This window comes from Pseudomonas brassicacearum, assembly GCF_000585995.1.
Classification (GTDB): Bacteria; Pseudomonadota; Gammaproteobacteria; order Pseudomonadales; family Pseudomonadaceae; genus Aquipseudomonas; species Aquipseudomonas brassicacearum_A.
This window is the reverse complement of the sequence record NZ_CP007410.1, coordinates 4,436,523-4,458,345: the sequence shown is the minus strand read 5'-3', so window position 1 is coordinate 4,458,345 and position 21,823 is coordinate 4,436,523. Positions and strand designations below refer to the sequence as shown.

Sequence of the window (21,823 nt, the reverse complement as noted above, 5' to 3'; positions counted from 1 at the left end):
CGCACGGCCGCGCACTCCTAAAGGAGCCGGTGCAAGATACCTGTTTTGGGTTATGCGCAAAAGTGATGTTTGAGTATATGTAAAGAACCAAATCGACTATCGAGATTGATTATTGCCTAACCCACATTTGTCGTACGGGCAATCATCGTCTTAACTGTGGTCGAGTCCCTATGCAATCACCTACAAAACCGACAAGAGGCGATGCAATGAGCAATCCGACCAAAGCAAGGAAAAGCGACAGTTCTGTTGATGCCTGGGCCATTCTGTTCCTGATTATCCTGGTGGTGGGCACCGCAGTATTCTGGGTCAGTCACCAATAAGCGGTTATCCCAGGCGATGAGAAACCTGTGGGAGCGAGCTTGCTCGCGATGGCGATGGTTCAGTCGGATTGATGTCGACTGGTACACCGTTATCGCGAGCAAGCTCGCTCCCACAGGGGCATGTGTTGTGTTGGAGCGCGTTACAACCCCGCCAAATGCACCACCAACTTGACGATGCCAAACAGCGTCAGGGCGAATATCACCGTGAACGCGATGCCCAATATCACGAAGTGACTGGGTTTGCCGTGGGTGAAATCACGGGCGCGGTTCTTGCCACTTTGCACGCCGAAAGCGGCGGCCAGCACGCTGTGCATCATCTGCCACAGGGTGGGCGGCTTGTTGTCGACTGGATCGTCCATAAACCCCTCGTCTGCCATGTGTGTGGGACAAGCATAGACAAAAAAAGATCGCAGGCTTCGCCAGCGCCTACGGGAACACACAAAACCCTGTAGGCGCTGGCGAAACCTGCGATCTTAAGAGGACTGCGGGATCTTTAGTTGTCGTAGCCCAGGTTCGGCGACAACCAACGCTCCGTCACACTCAACTCCTGGCCTTTACGCGCCGTGTAGCTCTGCACCTGGTCCTTATCGATCTTGCCCACGGCAAAGTATTGCGCCTGGGGATGGGCGAAGTACCAGCCGCTGACCGCCGCCGCTGGGAACATCGCGTAGTGCTCGGTGAGGAACACGCCGCTGCGTCCGGCCTTCAGTTCGCTGGCCTCGGGGTCGAGCAGGCGGAACAGGGTGGCTTTCTCGGTGTGGTCCGGGCAGGCCGGGTAACCGGGGGCAGGGCGGATACCGGTGTATTGCTCTTTGATCAGGGCGTCGTTGTCCAGGCTCTCGTCCTGGGCGTAGCCCCAATAGTTTTTGCGCACCTGCTGATGCAACCATTCGGCGCAGGCCTCGGCCAGGCGGTCGGCGAGGGCCTTGACCATGATCGAGTTGTAGTCGTCGCCGGCCTCTTGATAGGCCTTGGCAACTTCTTCAGCGCCGATGCCGGCGGTGGTGATGAAGCCGCCGACGTAGTCAGTCACGCCACTGTCCTTCGGCGCGACGAAGTCGGCCAGGGAGAAGTTGGGCTTGCCGTCGGTCTTGATGATCTGTTGGCGCAGGTGATGCAGGCGCGCCAGCGGCTTGCCGTCGTCACCGTAGACTTCCAGGTCGTCGTCATGCACCTGGTTGGCCGGCCAGAAGCCGAACACGGCGCGGGCGCTGATGAGTTTTTCGTCGATCAGCTTGCGCAGCATCGCCCGGGCATCGGCGTACAGCGCGGTGGCGGCTTCCCCGACCACTTCGTCGGTGAGGATGCGCGGATACTTGCCGGCCAGGTCCCAGGAAATGAAGAACGGCGTCCAGTCGATGTATTCGGCCAGGACGTTGAGGTCGATGTCGTCCAGGACCCGCGCGCCAGTGAAGGTCGGCTTGACCGGCTGGTAGCTGCTCCAGTCGAACTGCGGCTTCTTGGCCACGGCCGCCGGGTAGCTCAGGCGCTCGGTGCGGGCGCTGCGGTTGGACGTACGCTCGCGCACGTCCACGTATTCCTGGCGGGTTTTCTCGACGAACGCCGGCTTGAGTTCCTTGGACAGCAATTGCGTGGCCACGCCCACGGCGCGGGAGGCGTCGGTGACGTAGATCACCGCGTCATTGTTGTACTTGGGTTCGATTTTTACCGCCGTGTGGGCCTTGGAAGTCGTCGCGCCACCGATCATCAATGGCAGGTGGAAATCCTGGCGCTGCATCTCGCGCGCCACATGCACCATCTCATCCAGGGATGGGGTGATCAGGCCGGACAGGCCGATGATGTCGCACTTCTGCTCCTTGGCCACCTGCAGGATCTTCTCCGCCGGCACCATCACGCCCAGGTCGACAATGTCATAGCCGTTGCAACCCAGCACCACGCCAACGATGTTCTTGCCGATGTCATGGACGTCGCCCTTGACCGTAGCCATCAGGATCTTGCCCTTGGCTTCCGGCTTGTCGCCTTTTTCCGCCTCGATGAACGGAATCAGGTGGGCCACGGCCTGCTTCATTACACGGGCGGACTTGACCACTTGGGGCAGGAACATTTTACCGGCACCAAACAGGTCGCCGACGATGTTCATGCCGGCCATCAGCGGGCCTTCAATGACTTCGATGGGCCGGGTGAAGGACTGGCGCGACTCTTCGGTGTCTTCGACGATGTGGGTGGTGATGCCCTTGACCAGGGCATGTTCCAGGCGCTTGTTGACTTCCCAGCCGCGCCATTCCTCGGTTTCCGCTTCCTTGACGCTGCCGTCGCCCTTGTACTTGTCGGCGATGGCGAGGAGGGCGTCGGTGCCTTCGGGGGTACGGTTGAGGATCACGTCTTCCACGGCGTCGCGCAGTTCCGCCGGGATCTGGTCGTAGATCTCCAGCTGGCCGGCGTTGACGATACCCATGGTCAGGCCCGCGCGGATCGCATACAGCAGGAACACCGAGTGGATCGCCTCGCGCACCGGGTTGTTGCCACGGAACGAGAACGACACGTTGGACACGCCGCCGGAGGTCAGCGCGTAGGGCAGTTCGTCGCGGATGTAGGCGCAGGCGTTGATGAAGTCCACGGCATAGTTGTTGTGCTCTTCGATGCCGGTGGCGACGGCGAAGATGTTCGGGTCGAAGATGATGTCTTCCGGCGGGAAGCCAACTTCATTGACCAGGATGTCATAGGAGCGCTTGCAGATTTCTTTCTTGCGCGCCTCGGTGTCGGCCTGGCCGGCTTCGTCGAAGGCCATCACCACCACGGCGGCGCCGTAGCGTTTGCACAGTTTGGCGTGATAGATGAACTGCTCGACACCTTCCTTCATGCTGATGGAGTTGACGATGCCCTTGCCCTGGATGCACTTGAGGCCGGCTTCGATCACTTCCCATTTCGAGGAGTCGATCATGATCGGCACTCGGGAGATGTCCGGTTCGCCGGCGATCAGATTGAGGAAGGTCACCATGGCCTTCTTCGAATCGAGCATGCCCTCGTCCATGTTGATGTCGATCACCTGGGCGCCGGCCTCGACCTGCTGCAGGGCCACTTCCAGGGCTTCGGTGTAGTTGTCTTCGCGGATCAACCGGGCGAACTTGGCGGAGCCGGTGATGTTGGTCCGTTCGCCGACGTTGACGAACAAGGAGTTGCGATCGATGGTGAACGGTTCCAGGCCCGACAGGCGGCAGGCCCGGGGAATCTCTGGAATAGGCCGCGGCGCATAGCCAGCAACGGCCTTGGCGATGGCTTCAATGTGCGCCGGGGTGGTGCCGCAGCAACCGCCGACGATGTTCAGGAAGCCGCTCTGGGCGAATTCCTCGATGACTTTGGCGGTCTCGGCCGGCAATTCGTCGTATTCACCGAATTCGTTGGGCAGGCCGGCGTTCGGGTGGGCCGAGACGTGGGTGTTGGCCTTGTTCGACAGCTCTTCCAGGTACGGGCGCAGTTCGCTGGCGCCGAGGGCGCAGTTCAAACCCACGGAAATCGGCTTGGCGTGGGCCACGGAGTTCCAGAAGGCTTCGGTGGTCTGGCCGGAGAGGGTGCGGCCGGAGGCATCGGTGATGGTGCCGGAGATCATGATCGGCAGTTCGACACCCAGCTCTTCGTAGACCCCCTGCACGGCGAAAATCGCCGCCTTGGCGTTCAGCGTGTCGAAAATGGTTTCGATCAGGATCAGGTCGGCGCCGCCTTCGATCAGGCCCTTGGTGGCCTCGGTGTAGTTCTCCACCAATTCATCGAAGGTCACGTTGCGGTAGCCGGGGTTGTTCACGTCCGGCGACAGCGAGCAGGTGCGGCTGGTCGGGCCGAGCACACCGGCGACGAAACGCGGTTTGTCCGGGGTTTCCAGGGTCTTGGCGTCGGCCACTTTGCGGGCCAGGCGCGCGCCTTCCAGGTTCAGCTCGTAGGCCAGGGCCTGCATGCCGTAGTCGGCCTGGGACACTTGGGTGGCGTTGAAGGTGTTGGTTTCCAGGATGTCGGCGCCGGCATCCAGGTAGGCTTTTTCAATGGCGCCGATCACGTCCGGGCGGCTCAGCACCAGCAGGTCGTTGTTGCCCTTGACGTCGCTCGGCCAGTCGGCAAAGCGCTTGCCACGGTAGTCCTGCTCCTCGAGCTTGTAGCTCTGGATCATCGTGCCCATGCCGCCGTCGAGGATCAGGATGCGTTCCTTGAGAGCCTGCTGGAGAAGATAAAGGCGAGCGCTGCGATCGGACATAGGACTACCTGGGGAAAAAAAGACCATTACGAAGGCCGGAATGATAACAAACCTGTGTGGGATTTGATCATGGCGGGCTTTTGCATGAATATCGCTCATGTTTGCAAGGCGATGCTGGCCCGGTAGAATCGCCGGACTATCTCTTAGGGACCCGAGACATGCCGTACCGCGTCTTATTCGGCAGTCTGCTGCTGTTGTCTTTTAGCGCAGCCGCCGGGAGTCCTGCTCCCGCGATCTCTTACACTCGCGATATACAACCGATCTTCACGGAAAAATGCGTGGCGTGTCACGCTTGCTACGACTCCGCTTGCCAGTTGAACCTGGGCAGTGGTGAAGGTGCGTCCCGGGGCGCGAGCAAACTGTCGGTGTACGACGGCGAGCGGCGCCAGGCCGCCGACCCGACCCGCTTGTTCTATGATGCCTCGGGCCCGCAGGCCTGGCAGCGCAAGGGCTTCTATTCGGTGCTCGATGCCCAGGGCAGCCAGGCGGCGTTGATGGCACGGATGCTGGAGCTGGGGCACCGCACGCCGCTGCAACCCAACGCCAAGCTGCCGGAGGAGATCGTGCTGGGTCTCAATCGAGAGAACAGCTGCGCGATGCCGGATCAATTCGACGAATATGCTGCTGCCCATCCCAGGGAGGGCATGCCCCTGGCCGTCACCGGCCTGACCGACCCGCAATACCAGACCCTGCGACGCTGGCTGGCCGCAGGCGCGCCCATTGACCAGCAGGCCCTGGCCCCGAGCGCCGCCGAAGCCTTGCAAGTGGTGCAATGGGAAAACCTGCTCAACGCCCCTGGAGCCCGGGAAAGCCTGGTGGGCCGCTGGTTGTTCGAGCATTGGTTCTTGGCGCACATTTATTTCAAGGACGGCGAACCGGGGCATTTCTTCCAGTGGGTGCGTTCGCGCACGCCCACCGGCCAGCCGATTGACTTGATCAATACCCGCCGTCCGAACGACGATCCCGGCACCCGCGTGTATTACCGGCTCTGGCCGGTGCAGGGGGTGATCGTGCACAAGACCCACATCACCTACGGCTTGAGCGCGGCCAAGATGGCGCGGATCAAAAGCCTGTTCTACAGCGGCAATTGGCAGGTCAATGCATTGCCGGGCTACGGGCCGGAGCGCCGGGCCAATCCGTTTTCCACGTTCGAGGCGATCCCGGCCCAGGCCCGCTACCAGTTCATGCTCGATAACGCCGAGTATTTCGTACGCACTTTCATCCGGGGCCCGGTGTGTCGCGGGCAGATCGCCACGGATGTGATCCGCGATAATTTCTGGGCGCTGTTCCAGGCCCCCGAGCATGACCTGTACATCACCGACCCGAACTACCGGGGCCAGGCCACGCCGTTGCTGGCGATGCCGGGGCAGAACGACGATGTGGGCAGCGTCGTCAGCCTGTGGCTCGACTATCGCGACAAGCGCAACGCGTACGAAGCCTTGCGCCGCGACAGCTATGCTGATGTCCCGGCGCCAAGCTGGTCGACGCTGTGGGCCGGGAACGACAATGCGCTGCTGAGTATTTTCCGCCACTTCGACAGTGCCTCGGTCAGCAAAGGGCTGATCGGCGAAGTGCCGCAGACGATGTGGTTGTTCGATTTTCCGCTGCTGGAACGTACCTATTATCAGTTGGCGGTGAATTTCGATGTGTTCGGCAACGTGTCCCACCAGGCCCAGACCCGGCTGTATTTCGACCTGATCCGCAACGGCGCGGAGCAGAATTTCCTGCGCCTGATGCCGGCCGATTCCCGGGAGGATTACCTCAACGATTGGTATCAGTCCGGCGGCAAATTCAAGATGTGGCTGGATTACGAAGCCATCGACGACGATAAGCCGACTGCACTCAAGCTGGATGAACACGACCCCAAACGCGATTTCGCCGAGCAATTGCTGGCCCGTTATGGCGAGCTGAACGCGCGACCCGATCCCATCAACCGCTGCGACGGCGCCTATTGTTCCCGGCCGAACATTGATCCGACCCTGCAGAATGCCGAACAGGCCCTCAGTCGCCTGGTGTCACGGCCGGCGGCGGGGCTCAGCGTCATCAATCAGCTGCCGGAAGCGACCATGTTGCGTGTCGAAACCGCCAGCGGTGGTCGCGAGATCTACAGCCTGTTGCGCAATCGCGCCCACAGTAACGTGGCATTCCTGCTTGGCGAAGCATCGCGTTACCAACCGGGGCTGGACACGCTGACGGTGTATCCGGGCGTGATGAGCAGCTACCCGAACTTCATGTTCAACATCCCCGCCGGGCAAGTGCCGGCGTTTGTCGATGCCATGGAAAACGCCCAGGACGCGCCGGCATTCGAGCGGATCGTCGAGCGTTGGGGGATTCGTCGCAGCCACCCGCAGTTCTGGTACTACTTCCATGACCTGGACCGATACATCCAGGAAACGGAGCCTCTGGAAGCCGGTGTTCTGGATATGAATCGCTACCAGAACCTCTGATCGGGAGGCCCGGCGGCGAACTCGCGCCGCCAGCGGCTGCTTTCCCGACAAAAATACTAGGACTTTGTCCGGCGCGATGATTGGCGTAAACTGCCGGCAAGCCTGTGAGGAGTTCCCATGACCGCCATTACGATTACCGATGCCGCCCACGATTACCTGGCTGACCTGCTGTCCAAGCAGAACACCCCGGGTATCGGGATCCGCATCTTCATCACCCAGCCTGGCACCCAGTACGCAGAGACGTGCATTGCCTACTGCAAGCCGGGGGAAGAAAAACCCGAAGACACCGCGCTGGGGCTCAAGAGCTTCACCGCCTATATCGACTCGTTCAGCGAAGCGTTCCTGGATGATGCGGTGGTCGATTACGCCACCGATCGCATGGGTGGCCAGCTGACCATCAAGGCGCCGAATGCCAAGGTGCCGATGGTCAACGCCGACAGCCCGGTCAACGAGCGCATCAATTATTACCTGCAAACCGAAATCAACCCGGGGCTGGCCAGCCACGGCGGCCAGGTTTCGCTGATCGACGTGGTGGAAGACGGCATCGCCGTGCTCCAGTTCGGCGGCGGCTGCCAGGGCTGCGGCCAGGCCGACGTGACCCTCAGGGAAGGCATCGAGCGCACCTTGCTCGAGCGTATTCCGGAGCTCAAGGGCGTACGCGACGTGACCGACCACACGCAGAAAGAAAACGCCTACTACTGATTGTGGCGAGGGGATTTATCCCCGCTGGGCTGCGCAGCAGCCCCAGATCTTGTTTGCAACAAGTCAGGTAGCTTGTTGGGGCCCCCGCGGCCCCAACGGGGATAAATCCCTCGCCACAAGAATGACCATCTCGAAACCCATGTGGGAGCGAGCTTGCTCGCGATGACGGCGTCACATTCAACATCCTTGCAAGCTGACCCACCGCTATCGCGAGCAAGCTCGCTCCCACAGGGTCCTTTTTGTACTCAGGGCCGGTAGAGATGCGCATGCCCGGCGCGGTACAGCGACGATTCGCTGAACACGTCGTTGCCCAGCACACGCCCCACCAGAATCAGCGCCGTTCGACGGAAACCCTTGGCCTGCACCTTCTCGGCAATATCAGCCAGCGTGCCCAGCACCCAATCCTGATCTGGCCATGTCGCCCGGTGGATCACCGCGATCGGGCAATCCGCGCCGTAGTGGGGCAGCAATTCACTGACGATTTTTTCCAGATGATTGACCCCCAGGTGAATCGCCATGGTCGCCCCGTGCTGTGCCAGGATGGAAAATTCTTCCCCGGCGGGCATCGCGGTCTTGTCCGCGTAGCGGGTGAGGATCACGCTTTGGGAGACGTCAGGCAGGGTCAGCTCCGCACCCAGCAAGGCGGCGCAGGCTGAGGTCGCGGTCACACCCGGGATGATCTCGAAGGGGATGCCCAGCGCCCGCAGGCACCGAATCTGTTCGCCGATGGCGCCGTACAGGCTCGGGTCGCCGGAATGCACCCTGGCCACGTCCTGACCCTTGAGGTGCGCGGTTTTGATCAGTTCGATGATTTGTTCCAGGTGCAGCTCGGCGCTGTTGACCACCTGTTCGGCGCGATGGCCTTCAAGCACGGCCGCCGGCACCAGGGAGCCGGCATAGATGATCACCGCGCAACGGCGAATCAGCCGCTGGCCTTTGACGGTGATCAGTTCCGGGTCGCCGGGGCCGGCGCCGATGAAGTAAACGGTCATGACCGGCTCCTGTAAAAGTGAGTGAGCGTCGCCCAGATGAAGATCGCTCATGATCCTGAGGGCGAATTATCGGGATTTACGACACGAGCGCCAATGCCAACGTGACGCTGGGGGCCTTCTGGCGGGAAATCAGCAGGGTTGCGGGCTTTGTGCCTAGCTGGTCGGCCAGGGCCAGGGCGGCGCTTTCGGCGACGCCGTAGCAGCCGGTGCGCTCGAAGGCGATTTCGGAGCGGTGACTGAGTCGATCCTGATAACCGGCCAACTGCCGGGCGCTGAAGCAGGTCAGCGGCAGCGCCAGTTGCCTGGCCAACTCCAGCAAGCCCGGCTCGTCACGCTTGAGATCGATACTGGCCAGGGCTTGCACCTGATCAATTGCAATGCCGTGGGCCAGTAGCGTCTGGTCGAGCAATGCCCGCAACGTGCTGGCCGGGCAACCGCGTTGGCAGCCGAGGCCGACCACCAGCATCGGCCCATTGTTCATGTGTCGTGGCGGGCTAGACCATCACGGCGAAACAGCCAGGCGCTGATCAGGCCCAGGGCCAGCCAGAACGCGACGTTGGTCACTTGCGAGGCGATCTTGAATTGAGTTTCAAGCGCTTCGGGCGCCAGCATCGAATGGACTTCGGGCTGCGGCGCACCGATGACATGGGGCACCAGCAACGTCGCCACGCCCAGCAACTTGAGCAGCCAATGCTTGCCGAAGGCAATCAGCGCAATGCCCACCGCCGTGGACGCCGCCGTGCCGATCCACCACATCTGCCGCTGGGCCAGGTCGGCCGCTGCGGTGCCGGGCAGTTCCGGCGGCAGGCCAAGGGTCGGCGCCAGGACGAAGGTGGCATAACCGGCCAACCCCCAGAGCAGGCCTTGGGAGGTGCGAGTCGGCGCACGCAAGGTGTACAGGCCCGCCAGCATCAGCGCGAAACCCACCGCAACCACCAGGTTGCCGCCGGTGGTGGACAGCACGCGCTGCCAGCCGTCTTCCGGCTCCCAGGCCTCGGCATCATGGGTGTGGGCAGCGCCGTCGACGTGTTCATGGACTTCGGCGGTCGGGGCCTTCTCAAAGGTCTCGGCCTGCAGAATCAGCGGCGATACCCAGAAACTTTGCAGGAGGGTCAGCAGCAGGGCGGCCAGCAGTCCGCTGAAACCGGCAGTCTGGGCGATACGCTTGATCATGTCGTCAGGTCTCAATGGCACGGGAATGCGGCGCTGTGACGGGTATCGTGGGCGGCGTTGTGGACCGCTTCGATGTGGGAGAAACCGGCGAAATAGACCAGGCCGGCACCCAGGATCGAAGCGAAGATCGCGGCGCTCAGGCGTTGGCTCAGGGTGGTGGTGCTACTGGCGGTGCGGGCGGTGCTGCTGATGGTCGACATGGCGCTTCCCTCTGGTCTTGTCAGCGGGTGAATCGAGCGCAATGAAACCCCAGACGAAGGCTCGCCAAGGTTCGAACAGCGCCCGCCCACCGCGGGTTGTTGATGCATGAGTCATGGGCCGGTCTCCGGGCTCGCGAGGGGCAGGGGCTGAGCCTTGCCTGCAAGCGTCACCTTCCCATGCGCCCTTGTAGCAGGGCATACACAGTGGTTTAGACGCTTCGCTCGCTTACCGTTGCGGGGGCAGCACCGGACTGACGTGGCTTTGGAGTAAAGCACACGATTCACCGGTTTCCCGTTTCACCCTGTGAAGGGCACCCGTAACTAGGCGCACAGGAGAGCATGGGCGGGGGTAGGGCGTCAATTGGCGAGGTGCTGCCACGCCTAACCCCTACACATGTAGGGTAGTCATCCAGCATTGAGTGATATTTAATCCACTTCAAGTCACGGCAGTTGAATCAGGTGATTCATACCATAAATTTTTTGGGTGGAGACGTTTTGCTCGACAACTACGGAGAACAGTCAGGAGGTATCTAAGTGAAGATGACGTTTGATCTGCGTACGGAATGCCGCTCCTCTACAACTGAAGAAAAGGCAAAGTTTTTAGGGTTCGCCAGCATGGTCATGTTTATGTGTAGGCGTTATTCCACCTTTCGGATGCTTACATTGGATTTCTGGTTGTCGCCTGCAATTGATCATAGGCAGATTGTGTTCTTCTTTGCTTGTACTGGGTTGCCTATGGGGTATGTGACTTGGGCGTACTTGGCGCCCGATGCTGAGGAGCGATTACTCACTGATCCGGAATTTTTACTTCATCCTTCTGAATGGAACGAAGGTGGGAGGACTTGGATTATTGATTTTTGTTTTCCTTCGGGAGGCGCAAAAGAAGCTGTAGCGAGGCTGAAGGATATTTTTCGGGAGGAGGGTGTCAGTAAAGTACATTGGATGCGCAGAGGGAATGATTACACTCCGTGTGGAAACCAAAAAAGCTACACGGTAAAAACGAAAATGTAGGTCTGAGTTTGTCGGACGGAAGTGACTATCCAGTTGACTGACTTAGCTTGATCATTCAATGAAAGGAGAGGGGTAATGCGTGATTTGACATTGGCTGAAATTGAGATCGTTAGTGGGGCCGTAGGTCCATTGGGCGCAGTCGCTGGCGCCGCTGCAGCTGGTGCGGCATATGTTGGAGCCCAGGCAGGAAGCGGTTCGCCAGCTACCTGGACTGGAGCGGGTCAAGCCATGGTCGTTGGTGCGGGCCTTGGCTTTTTTACGCCCACCACCACTGCACAAGCTGCCGGTGGGGCGATGTTGGGTTTTTATGGTGGTTTGACGACCGGTTACTTTAGTCGGGGTGGTGGTGGTGGTGGTGGTGGTGCCTAGTTTCTTAACTTGAATTCACAGTTGGAAGTTCATCGCTAAGGCTCACGGAATTTCGTGGGGTGCTATCGCGAGTGTCCTCAACGCGGGATATGGCCTTCTGTTGCGGAGTTTGATTTGTAAAGATTTTGAGGGGGTTGATTAATTTTTAAGGGGTTAGGGCGGTGCCGTTTTGGGAGGGGTTTTGTAGAGTGTTGGCCACGGGCCTGGTATGGGGAGGGTGGCTACTCTTGTTATAACTTGTGTGCTTTTATGGCTTAAGAGAGTTATTGGGTTTGAATTTTCGCAACCCGCTAAAATTCTGGTTCTATGGGTACTTGTCTTTATCATGGTGCGCGCATGTTCAGATAATGTACCTGTCCCTTTGTGTGGCTGAGGGGCTGGCGATTTTTATGGAAGTAAGTCTTTGACTATTTTGTATCGGGGCGCGGGCTGATTATATCGGAGGTGAGATGGGGGGCTGGAGTGAGCTTTGTGTAGGACTCATGGATGTGGTGTTGGGATTGGTCGTTGCTTTCACAATGATGGCTATTTTTTTATTGCTTAAAAAATTGACTGGGTTTGAGTTGTTTCCACCAGTTAGATTGGTGGTGCTTGTAATTTTTGCCATTGTTTTGATGCAAGCACGCCCAGAAAGTATACCTGTCTCCTTGTGTGGCTTACGGGCAGCCATGGGAGAGGTTGGGGCGTCAGTTGGAGAGTTCTCAGACGAGATCGAGTCGTGCCCATCGCGGGCAGGCTCGCGATGAGGCCCCTGCATGCACCGCAGAACTCTGGAGATTGACCCGCCCCCACACCCTGCGTAGCCTTGCGCCTTCGAGGTTCTTCGGCCTGCGCCGAAGCTAAGAAGGGAACGCGGTCCAAGCCGCGGCTGCCCCCGCAACTGTGAACGGTGATGTTTCTGCAAGGCCACTGTGCATACCCTTTTTTCCGGGGCGCACGGGAAGGCGCAGTGATTGCCAGTCGAATGACTGGCCCACCGTCAGCCAGGAGACCTGCCTCGAGACAGATTTTTCACTACAACCGGGCGGGGTGATCCGGTGGCGAAATCTTCCGCGCGCACCTGTGCCAGCGGTTGTCGTCCCGTTTGCCCGCCACCTTGCCAAAGGGCATCCGATGAAAACACTGGCCAAACTCCCCGTCACCATCGTCACCGGTTTCCTCGGCTCGGGTAAAACCACCTTGCTGCGGCACATGCTCGACAACGCCCAGGGCCGGCGCATCGCCGTGATCGTCAACGAGTTCGGCGAACTGGGTATCGACGGCGAGATCCTCAAGCAGTGCTCCATCGGTTGCACCGAAGAAGAAGCCAACGGCCGCGTCTACGAACTGGCCAACGGCTGCCTGTGCTGCACGGTGCAGGAAGAGTTCTTCCCGGTGATGCGCGAGCTGGTGGCGCGGCGCGGCGACCTCGACCACATCCTCATCGAAACTTCCGGCCTGGCCCTGCCCAAGCCGCTGGTCCAGGCTTTCCAGTGGCCGGAAATCCGCAGCGCCTGCACCGTCGATGCGGTGATCACCGTGGTCGACAGCCCGGCCGTGGCCGCTGGCACCTTCGCGGCCTTCCCGGATCAGGTTGATGCCCAGCGCAAACTCGACCCGAACCTGGACCACGAATCCCCGCTGCACGAGCTGTTCGCCGATCAGTTGGCCAGCGCCGACCTGGTAATCCTCAACAAAGCCGATCTGATCAGCCCTGAAGACCTGGCGAAAGTCCGCCTGGAAGTGGCCGAAGAGCTGCCGCCGGCGGTCAAGGTCATCGAAGCCAGCAGCGGTCGCCTGCCACTGGAAGTACTCATAGGCCTGGGCGCCGGCTCCGAAGAGCACATCGACGGCCGCCACAGCCATCACGATCACCACCATGACGGCGACGATGACGACCACGATCATGACGCCTTCGATTCCATTTCCATCGAGCTGCCCCAGGCCGACGAGAGCCTGCTGCTGGACGCGCTGACGCAACTGGTGGTCCAGCACGGCGTGCTGCGGGTCAAGGGTTTCGCGGCGATCCCGAACAAACCGATGCGCTTGCTGATCCAAGGCGTTGGCACGCGTTTCGACAAGCATTTCGATCGTCAGTGGGGCGCCGATGAAGCGCGGGTGACCCGTCTGGTGCTGATCGGCCAGGCGCTGGACGCCGCATTGCTTGAAGCGCAGTTGCGCGCAGCTCTCAGCGCCTAAGCCATGCACCTGCTCAGGACCCAGCCCGGCGGTTTCGTGTCGGATGACAACATTGCCGACCTGGGGCAAACCCCTGCCGAGCTGGTGATTCTGTGCAGCGGCGATTCCAGCCTGGCGCTCCTGGCCGAAGCGGCGAAGCAATTGCCGGGCGATTATCCCGAGTTTCGCCTCGCCAACCCGATGCAGGTGCAGAACCACGCCTCGGTGGACCTGTACTTCGAAGACGTGCTGCGTCACGCCAAGGTCATCCTGTTGTCGCTGCACGGCGGCATCGGGTATTGGCGCTATGGCATTGAACGGCTGATGGAACTGGCCGGGCGCGGGGTGAAGCTGATTCTGGTGCCCGGGGACGATCGTCCGGACCCGGAGCTCAGCGACCTGAGCAACGTGCCCTTCGAGGACCGCGACCGGCTCTGGCAGTTTTTGCGCCAGGGCGGACTGGGCAATGCCCTGGACCTGTTCCATAACCTCGCCAGCCAATGGTTCGGCCGCGATTATCCCTGGGCCGAGCCGCAAGTCCTGCCGCGCACGGCGATCTACCATCCCGGAAAAACCAACGCCAGCCTCGACGATTGGCAAGCCGACTGGCAGGCCGGACAACCGGTGGCGGCGGTGCTGTTCTATCGCTCCCACTTGCAAGCGGCGAACACCGCGTTCATCGACGTGTTCTGCCAGCGCCTGCAAGCGGCGGGGCTCAATCCGCTGCCGATTGCCGTGGCGAGCCTCAAGGAGCCCGGTTGCCTGGCGCTGGTCGAAGACTGGCTGGATGGGGTGGAAGCCGGGGTGATCCTCAACACCACCGGCTTCGCCCAATCCAGCCCTGAGGCGCCGCATCTGCGGCCGTTCCGGCGCAACATCCCGGTGATCCAGGCGATCTGCGCCCAGGACAACGAACCGGGCTGGCGCGCCAGCGAACAGGGCCTGGGCCCGCGAGACCTGGCGATGCACATTGCCTTGCCGGAGCTGGACGGGCGGATCATTAGCCGCCCCATCAGCTTCAAGGACCTGGCCTGGCGCAGCGAGCGCAGCCAGAGCGACGTGGTTTGCTATCGGGCCGTGCCTGAGCGCATGGATTTCGTCGCCGAGCTGGCCCGGAGCTGGACAACATTGGCGCGTTTGCCCAACGCAGAAAAACGTGTGGCGTTGATCCTCGCCAACTACCCGACCCGGGACGGTCGCATCGGCAACGGCGTCGGCCTGGACACCCCGGCGGCGGCGTTGAACATCCTGCGGGCCATGCAGGCCGAGGGCTATCCACTGCCGGCTGATTTGCCTGGGAGCGGCACCGCGCTGATCCAGCAGTTGCTCGGCGGAGTCAGCAACGATCTGGACAGCCTCGACCTGCGTCCGTGTCACCAGAGCCTGGCCCTCGATGCCTACCAGGCCATGTTCGACGCGCTGCCCGAGGCCAATCGCCAAGCGGTGCTGGAGCGCTGGGGCTCGCCCGAGAACGATCCGATGTTCCGTGACGGTCGCCTGATGGTCGCCGGCCTGCGCCTGGGCCTGACGTTTATCGGGATCCAGCCGGCCCGGGGTTATCAAGTCGATCCCAGTGCGGTGTACCACGACCCGGATCTAGTGCCGCCCCACGGGTACCTGGCGTTTTATTTCTGGTTGCGCAACACCTACGGCGTGCACGGAGTGATCCACGTCGGCAAGCACGGCAACCTTGAGTGGCTGCCGGGCAAGGGCGTCGGGCTGTCGGAGAGCTGCTGGCCGGACGCGCTGCTGGGGCCGCTGCCGAACATCTATCCGTTCATCGTCAACGATCCGGGCGAGGGCGCCCAGGCCAAGCGTCGCACCCAGGCGGTGATCATCGACCATTTGATGCCGCCGCTGACCCGCGCCGAAACCTACGGACCGCTGCGCAACCTCGAGCTGCTGGCCGACGAATACTACGAGGCGCAATTGCTCGATCCGCGCCGCGCCCGGGAACTGCAACGGGACATCCTCAACCTGGTGCGCGAGACGCACATCGACCGCGAGCTGCAACTCGACGCGGCCCTCGACAGCGACGCCGACGCCGCCCTCTGGCTGCCGCGCCTGGACACTTACTTGTGCGACTTGAAGGAGTCGCAGATCCGCGACGGCCTGCACATTTTTGGTGAATCGCCCAGCGGTCGTCTGCGCATCGACACCCTGCTGGCGCTGTTGCGCATTCCTCGGGGCGACGGCAAGGGCGCGCAGTCGAGCCTGCTGCGGGCGCTGGCCAAGGCGTTCGGGCTGGGCTTCGATCCGCTGGATTGCGCCCTGGCTGAGTCTTGGGCGGGTGATTGCCCCGTGGCCTTGCGTCGGGTCAGCGACGAGCCTTGGCGCACCGCTGGTGATACGCGCGAGCGCCTGGAGCTGTTCGCAGCCCAGTTGATCGATCAGGCGTTGGACGGCACGGTCGAGCAGCTCGACGCGCCGGGCTGGGAGGAGGTGAGCAGCATCATCGAAAACCTGCGCACTGTCGTGGCCCGCGCCTGGACGCCTGCGGGCCGGCGGAAATCCGTGGCCTGCTCGATGCATTGAACGGGCGCTTCGTGCCGGCCGGCCCTAGCGGTGCGCCGAGTCGCGGACGTCTGGACGTGCTGCCCACCGGGCGCAATTTCTTCTCGGTGGACGTGCGCAACCTACCCACCACCACGGCGTGGCGCATCGGTTTCCAATCGGCGAACCTGATCCTTGAACGGCACTTGCAGGACCACGGCGATCACCTGCGCCAGCTCGGCCTGTCGGTGTGGGGCACCGCCACCATGCGCACTGGCGGCGATGATATTGCCCAGGCCATGGCGCTGATGGGCGTGCGTCCGGTGTGGGCCACGGGCAGCCAGCGGGTCGATGACTTCGAGATCCTGCCGTTGAGCCTGCTGGACCGGCCGCGGGTCGATGTCACGCTGCGGGTCTCCGGGTTCTTCCGGGATGCCTTCGCCAACCTGATCCGGCTGTTCGATGCGGCGGTGCAGGCCGTCGCCGCCCTGGATGAGCCGGACGACATGAACCCCTTGGCGGCCAAGGTCCGTGGCGAACGCGAAGCCTTGTTGGCGTCGGGCCTGGAGCCAGAAGCGGCGGCACGCCAGGCCGGCTGGCGGATCTTCGGCGCCAAGCCCGGAGCCTATGGCGCGGGCGTGCAGGGCGCTGTCGACGGTCGCCTGTGGCAGAGTCGCGAAGACCTGGCCGAGGTGTACCTGAACTGGGGTGGCTACGCTTACGGCGGCAGCGATGAAGGCACCGCCGCCCGGGAACAGTTCTCTCGGCGTCTGAGCCAGGTGCAAGCGGTGTTGCAGAACCAGGACAACCGCGAGCACGACCTGCTCGATTCCAACGATTACTACCAATTCCAAGGCGGCATGCTGGCGGCGGTGGAGACCCTCAGCGGGGCAACCGCGGCCAGCTATCATGGCGATCACAGCCAGCCGGATCTGCCCAGGATCCGCACGCTGAAAGAAGAACTCAACCGCGTCATCCGTTCCCGCGCGGCCAATCCGAAGTGGATCGACGGGGTCAAGCGTCACGGCTATAAAGGCGCGTTCGAACTGGCGGCGACGGTGGACAACCTGTTCGCCTTCGACGCTACCACGCAGCTGATTGACGATCACCAGTACGCTTTGCTGGCTGATGCCTACCTGCTCGACCCGGACACCCGGGATTTCGTCCGCCAGCACAACCCAGACGCCCTGCGGGACATGACCGAGCGCATGCTCGAAGCGCAGCAGCGGGGGATGTGGCAGGAGCCGGGTGAGTATCGCGAGGCGTTGGAGAATTTGTTGTTGGACATCGAGGAGGAGGGTTGAAATGAGGACTACAGACGCGCACTTGTGGCGAGGGAGCTTGCTCCCGCTCGGCTGCGCAGCAGTCGTCTTCCTGGAAGGGCACTGGGACCTCAGGTTCTGGGGGCCGCTTCGCGCCCCAGCGGGAGCAAGCTCCCTCGCCACAGGGGAACCTCGCACATTCATGAGGCCTGCAACATGACCCACACCCCCCATTTCCCCCTCTCCGCCGTGGTCGGCGCCGATGACCTGAAACTGGCCCTGTGCCTGGCCGCGATCGATCCGAAAATCGGCGGCGTGTTGATAGAAGGCCCGCGTGGCATGGCCAAGTCCACCTTGGCCCGGGGGCTGGCGGATCTGCTGGCCAGCGGTCAGTTCATCACCTTGCCCTTGGGTGCCACCGAGGAACGCTTGGTGGGCACCCTCGATCTGGACGTTGCCCTCGGGGAAGGGCGAGCGCAGTTCTCTCCCGGCGTGCTGGCCAAGGCCGACGGTGGCGTGTTGTACGTCGATGAAGTGAACCTGTTGCCCGATCATCTGGTGGACCTGCTGCTGGACGTGGCCGCCAGCGGTACCAACCTGATCGAGCGTGACGGTATTTCCCATCGGCATGCGGCGCGCTTTGTGCTGATCGGCACCATGAACCCGGAAGAGGGCGAACTGCGCCCGCAGTTGCTCGACCGTTTCGGTTTGAACGTGGCCCTCGACGGTCACACCGCACCGGCTGAGCGCGGGCAGATCATTCGTCGGCGGCTGGATTTCGACAGTGATCCGGCGGCGTTCTGCGCGGAGTGGGAGGTGACCCAGCAACAGCTGCGTGAACGCTGCCAGCAGGCGCGCAATCGGTTGGCCGGGATTGCCTTGGATGATGCGACGCTAGCGCAAATCACCGAGCGCTGCTTTGCCGCCGGGGTCGATGGCTTGCGCGCCGACCTGGTCTGGCTGCGGGCGGCCCGGGCCCATGCCGCCTGGCGCGGAGCGGATGCGATTGCCGATGAAGACATTGATGCGGTCGCCGAGTTTGCCTTGCGCCATCGGCGACACGGGCACTCGGCACCTGCGTCGTCCCAGGCGCCGCAAACGGCTGCGAATGAAACGGCCAAGCCCAACGAAGGCCAAGGCCAATGGGGTGACCTGCCGGCCCGGGCACAGCCGACCGGTGCCCGGCGTGACGTGCCGAGCTGGCCAAAAAAGCCCTAGGCATTCGCCCTCGTTCAACGGCGGGGGCGAATGCCAGACCCCGTGCAGGACAATTGGAGCAGGGACGCCAGGGCCGGAGCAAAGCGGCGGCCAGCGGTGCGGTGAACTGGCCGGGTACCTTGCTCAATGGTCGTCCCCGCCGGCATGAAGACCTGCGTTTTCACAGCCGCCAGCGCTCGTTCCATGAGCTGTGGCTGGTCGTCGTCGATGCTTCGGCCTCGACCCGTCGGCATCGCGCCTTGAGTGACGGCAAAGGTTTGTTGGCGCAACTGTTCGACGACGCCTACCGGCAACGGGCCCGTTTGGCGCTGTTGACCGCCAGCGGCACCGTCCCGACTTGGCAGGTGCAAGGGCTCAAGGCCTCAGCCGGGCTGCGGGATTGGCTCGATGGACTCGGCGCCGGCGGCGGTACACCGTTGCTGGCGGCGCTGAACGAGGCCGGCCGCTGGTTGACGGCCCGGCGCAAGCGCTTCCCGGCGGAGCAACAGCGGGTGTTGGTGATGACCGATGGGCGTGTCAAAGAGGGTCTGTCACTGCCATTCCTGGAGTGCCCGTGCCTGTTGATCGACATCGAACGCGGCCCGATCCGCCTGGGCCGGGCCCGGCAGTTGGCGGGGCGGTTGGGGGCTGAGTATCGGCATATCGATGAGGCTGATTGAGAGGCTCTGTGACTGTCAGGGCCCCATCGCGAGCAAGCTCGCTCCCACACGGGTTTTGTTGTGAACACATGAATGATGAATACCCCGGCCCCCTGTGGGAGCGAGCTTGCTCGCGATGGCATCCCCTCGGTTCCAATGACCTGCCCACCTGACCCGCATCACTGCACTATGCTCAGGCAGCCCGTCACAGGAGTGAACCATGCGCGTACTCGTCACCAACCCCCAGGACGATTTTCGGGTCAAGGCCTATGCCGGTACCAACGGCGTGCTGCTTGCCATGGACCTGGCCGAACCCCGGCGCAAGGGGTTGCTGGGCTTTGCCATCGAGAAGCAGCAGGGCGACAAACCCTGGTTGTTCCTGTTCAACAGCCTGACCTTCCCCGACAAGGCCCACACGTTTCCCCAGTTCCATGCCACCCCCAGTGACAAGGCACCGTTGCAGAAATTTCGTTGGGCCGACTACGCCGTCAACCCTGGCGTGACGATCCATTACCGCGTGCACCTGGCCTATGGCAGCCCCGACGCGCCGCAGCTGGGGGAATCCCTGGCAGTCACGGTCACCAGCGACGACGGTCAGCCAACCAACCAGCGAGTGATATTCAATCGGGCCGTGGCCGCCAGCCAGGCGTTCCAGCGCAAGTTTCCCGAAGTGGACGCGTTGATTAGCGCCAACAAAAACCTGTCCATCGATGACTGGCCCGATGCCCCGCGCCGTTGGTTGGAAAATGGCTTGCTGGGGCGCTTGACCGGTTTCATCGACCGGGCGCTGGATGCCAGCTGGGCCCTGGACGTCGCCATCTATGAATACGAATTGCCGGCGATCGTCGACGCGGTCAACGCCGCTCATGCGCGCGGCGCCCAGGTTCGCGTGCTTTACCATGCCGAGCCAGGCGACGACACCACGCTGCGCAACGAAGCCAACCTCGAAAAAATTCCGGCGGCCAACAAGCGCGGGCGGGTCACCCACAATATTTTCCACGACAAGTTCATTGTGTTGAGCAAGGTCGATGGCAGCGGTGCGTTACAACCGGAGGCGGTGCTCTGCGGCAGTACCAACTTCACCGCCAACGGCGTCTACCGCCAGGCCAACGTCGTCCACGTGCTGGACGATCCGCGGGTGAGCGACAGCTATCGCCAGGTGTTCGAGCAGATCTGGGCCGTACCGCAGGACGTCGGGACCACCCGTGAGTGGGTCAATCAGAACAATCCCATGGTCCCGGAAGAACCGTTGTTCATCGGTTTTTCGCCACGCACGGGAGAGGGCGACCTGGACCGCTTCGTCGACATCATCAATGCGGCTCGAAAAGATCTGTTGTTCGTCACCGCATTCGTCTTGCCCGACCGGATTCTGGATGCCGTGCTCGGCCAACCCAATGACGACGTGCTGCGTTACGGCCTGCAAAACACCAAGAGCCGCATCACCGGCTTCCATGCCGACCGCACCGCCGAATTCGCCGCCACCGCACTGCTCAACACCGGCCTGGAAGGCTGGCTCAAGGAAACCATGAAAGGCCAGAAGGGCAACCTGCTGGTCCACACCAAGGCCATCGTCACCGACTTCACCAGCGACACGCCAACCATCATCAGCGGCAGCCACAACCTGAGCGCCGCCGCCAGCAGCGGCAACGACGAGAACTACCTGATCATCCAGGGCGACACCCACCTGGCCGACCGCTACGGATTGGAATTGCTGCGTTTCTATGAGCACTACCGCTTCCGCTACTTCGCGAAAAAACTCGCGCTCAAGCAGGTCAAGCCGCTGGCGGTGGATGACAGTTGGAGCGATGACTATTACCGCGAGGGGGATTTGCGGATGTTGTCCAGGGTGAGGTTTTGCGGGCGTTAGGCGCAGCAGATGATCCGATGATATCGTAGGGCCATCTATCAGCCAGGAAGCTGCCATGAAACTGTGTCACGGAACGTCCGCTTTAGTTCGCACCTGTGTCGCGATCCTGTTGTTGGCCCTGGGCACTTCGGCCCTTGCCGCCAATCAACCGTGTTCCGGGCGCAAGGGCGGGATCGCCGGGTGTGACGGAGATACCTTCCTCTGCAATGACGGCTCAATCAGTGCTTCGAAGAAGTCCTGTTCCGCTGTGCTGGGGCTTCGGAACGAGGCTCGGCCGCAGTCGTTGCTCAAGTCCGCCGACGGTTGCCAATGCGGGAGTGGCAATTACTGCGTCGGCCCCCGGGGTGGGGTCTATTGCCTCACGCCTGGCGGCAGCAAGAGCTACAAGCGCAAATAGACCAGGCACACCGCCGAACAATGGTGGGAGCGAGCTTGCTCGCGATAGCGTCGGGTCATTCAACATCAACATTGACTGATCTACGGCTATCGCGAGCAAGCTCGCTCCCACAGTATCCATCTACAACTCCAGAGTGGCTCCGTTTCGGTGCGCGAGTACCCGGTTTGGGGCCTTATTACCCGTGCGTCGTAGCTAACGGTAGCAACAGCATTCACATGCGAGCGCCGGCGTCCGCGGGTCTGTTTTCCCATCTCCCTGATTTCCTTGACTTTCCATTTTCCTGACCCGTGGGCATCAATCCTGTGGCACACTTTCTGCTGTCTATTCCGTTGTTACATACCATGTTCCGGTATAGCGGAATAAACTCATCCTG

The 21,823-nt window shown here is 61.9% G+C and carries 14 protein-coding genes, 1 pseudogene and 2 riboswitches; of the genes and pseudogenes, 9 read left to right on the top strand and 6 right to left on the bottom strand.

All coding sequences use genetic code 11. The features are described from left to right. Positions 1-460: 460 nt before the first annotated feature. Complete coding sequence (locus CD58_RS18885; protein ID WP_003182858.1) at positions 461-679, bottom strand: DUF2970 domain-containing protein; 219 nt, start codon at positions 677-679, stop codon at positions 461-463. Between the two features lie 134 nt (positions 680-813). After that, on the bottom strand, positions 814-4,524 hold the full coding sequence (gene metH, locus CD58_RS18880) for a methionine synthase (protein WP_025214553.1): 3,711 nt from the start codon (positions 4,522-4,524) through the stop codon (positions 814-816). A gap of 158 nt (positions 4,525-4,682) precedes the next feature. On the opposite strand from metH, the gene CD58_RS18875 reads away from it, so the two are divergent. Further along, a complete protein-coding gene (locus CD58_RS18875) occupies positions 4,683-6,971 on the top strand; it encodes a fatty acid cis/trans isomerase (RefSeq protein WP_025214552.1) in 2,289 nt (762 codons plus the stop codon). 117 nt (positions 6,972-7,088) lie between these two features. Beyond that, entirely contained in the window at positions 7,089-7,673 is a 585-nt protein-coding gene (gene nfuA, locus CD58_RS18870) for a Fe-S biogenesis protein NfuA (RefSeq protein WP_025214551.1), read from the top strand. Positions 7,674-7,918: 245 nt separating this feature from the next. Here the strand turns inward: nfuA and cobM are convergent, their stop codons facing one another. The 4 genes from cobM to CD58_RS18850 form a co-directional block, all read right to left on the bottom strand. Then, positions 7,919-8,665: a precorrin-4 C(11)-methyltransferase gene (gene cobM, locus CD58_RS18865; protein WP_025214550.1), complete on the bottom strand. Its 747-nt coding sequence runs from the start codon at positions 8,663-8,665 to the stop codon at positions 7,919-7,921. 76 nt (positions 8,666-8,741) lie between these two features. After that, a complete protein-coding gene (locus tag CD58_RS18860; protein ID WP_025214549.1) occupies positions 8,742-9,146 on the bottom strand; it encodes a cobalamin biosynthesis protein in 405 nt (134 codons plus the stop codon). Then, positions 9,143-9,838: a CbtA family protein gene (locus CD58_RS18855; protein WP_025214548.1), complete on the bottom strand. Its 696-nt coding sequence runs from the start codon at positions 9,836-9,838 to the stop codon at positions 9,143-9,145. The genes CD58_RS18860 and CD58_RS18855 overlap by 4 nt, the downstream gene beginning before the upstream one ends. 11 nt (positions 9,839-9,849) lie before the next feature. Next, on the bottom strand, positions 9,850-10,038 hold the full coding sequence (locus CD58_RS18850) for a CbtB domain-containing protein (protein ID WP_025214547.1): 189 nt from the start codon (positions 10,036-10,038) through the stop codon (positions 9,850-9,852). Between the two features lie 98 nt (positions 10,039-10,136). Further along, a riboswitch (cobalamin riboswitch) is annotated at positions 10,137-10,372 on the bottom strand. Between the two features lie 206 nt (positions 10,373-10,578). Between CD58_RS18850 and CD58_RS18845 the strand changes: the two genes are divergently transcribed. From CD58_RS18845 to CD58_RS18815, 7 genes and pseudogenes are all read left to right on the top strand, one after another. Beyond that, positions 10,579-11,049, top strand: coding sequence for a toxin-activating lysine-acyltransferase (locus CD58_RS18845; RefSeq protein WP_025214546.1), 471 nt, complete (start codon positions 10,579-10,581; stop codon positions 11,047-11,049). A gap of 1,168 nt (positions 11,050-12,217) precedes the next feature. After that, positions 12,218-12,433: riboswitch (cobalamin riboswitch) on the top strand. A 98-nt stretch (positions 12,434-12,531) separates the two neighbouring features. Beyond that, entirely contained in the window at positions 12,532-13,596 is a 1,065-nt protein-coding gene (gene cobW, locus CD58_RS18840; RefSeq protein ID WP_025214545.1) for a cobalamin biosynthesis protein CobW, read from the top strand. Positions 13,597-13,599: 3 nt separating this feature from the next. Then, a pseudogene (gene cobN / locus CD58_RS18835) lies at positions 13,600-17,372 on the top strand (cobaltochelatase subunit CobN). A gap of 174 nt (positions 17,373-17,546) precedes the next feature. Continuing rightward, positions 17,547-18,548 (top strand): ATP-binding protein, encoded by a 1,002-nt coding sequence (locus CD58_RS18830; protein WP_025214544.1) that lies wholly within the window; start codon positions 17,547-17,549, stop codon positions 18,546-18,548. Between the two features lie 53 nt (positions 18,549-18,601). Then, entirely contained in the window at positions 18,602-19,207 is a 606-nt protein-coding gene (locus CD58_RS18825) for a vWA domain-containing protein (RefSeq protein WP_025214543.1), read from the top strand. Positions 19,208-19,406: 199 nt separating this feature from the next. Next, a complete protein-coding gene (locus tag CD58_RS18820; protein ID WP_025214542.1) occupies positions 19,407-21,053 on the top strand; it encodes a phospholipase D-like domain-containing protein in 1,647 nt (548 codons plus the stop codon). A 55-nt stretch (positions 21,054-21,108) separates the two neighbouring features. Further along, entirely contained in the window at positions 21,109-21,450 is a 342-nt protein-coding gene (locus tag CD58_RS18815; protein ID WP_025214541.1) for a hypothetical protein, read from the top strand. Positions 21,451-21,823 lie beyond the last annotated feature (373 nt).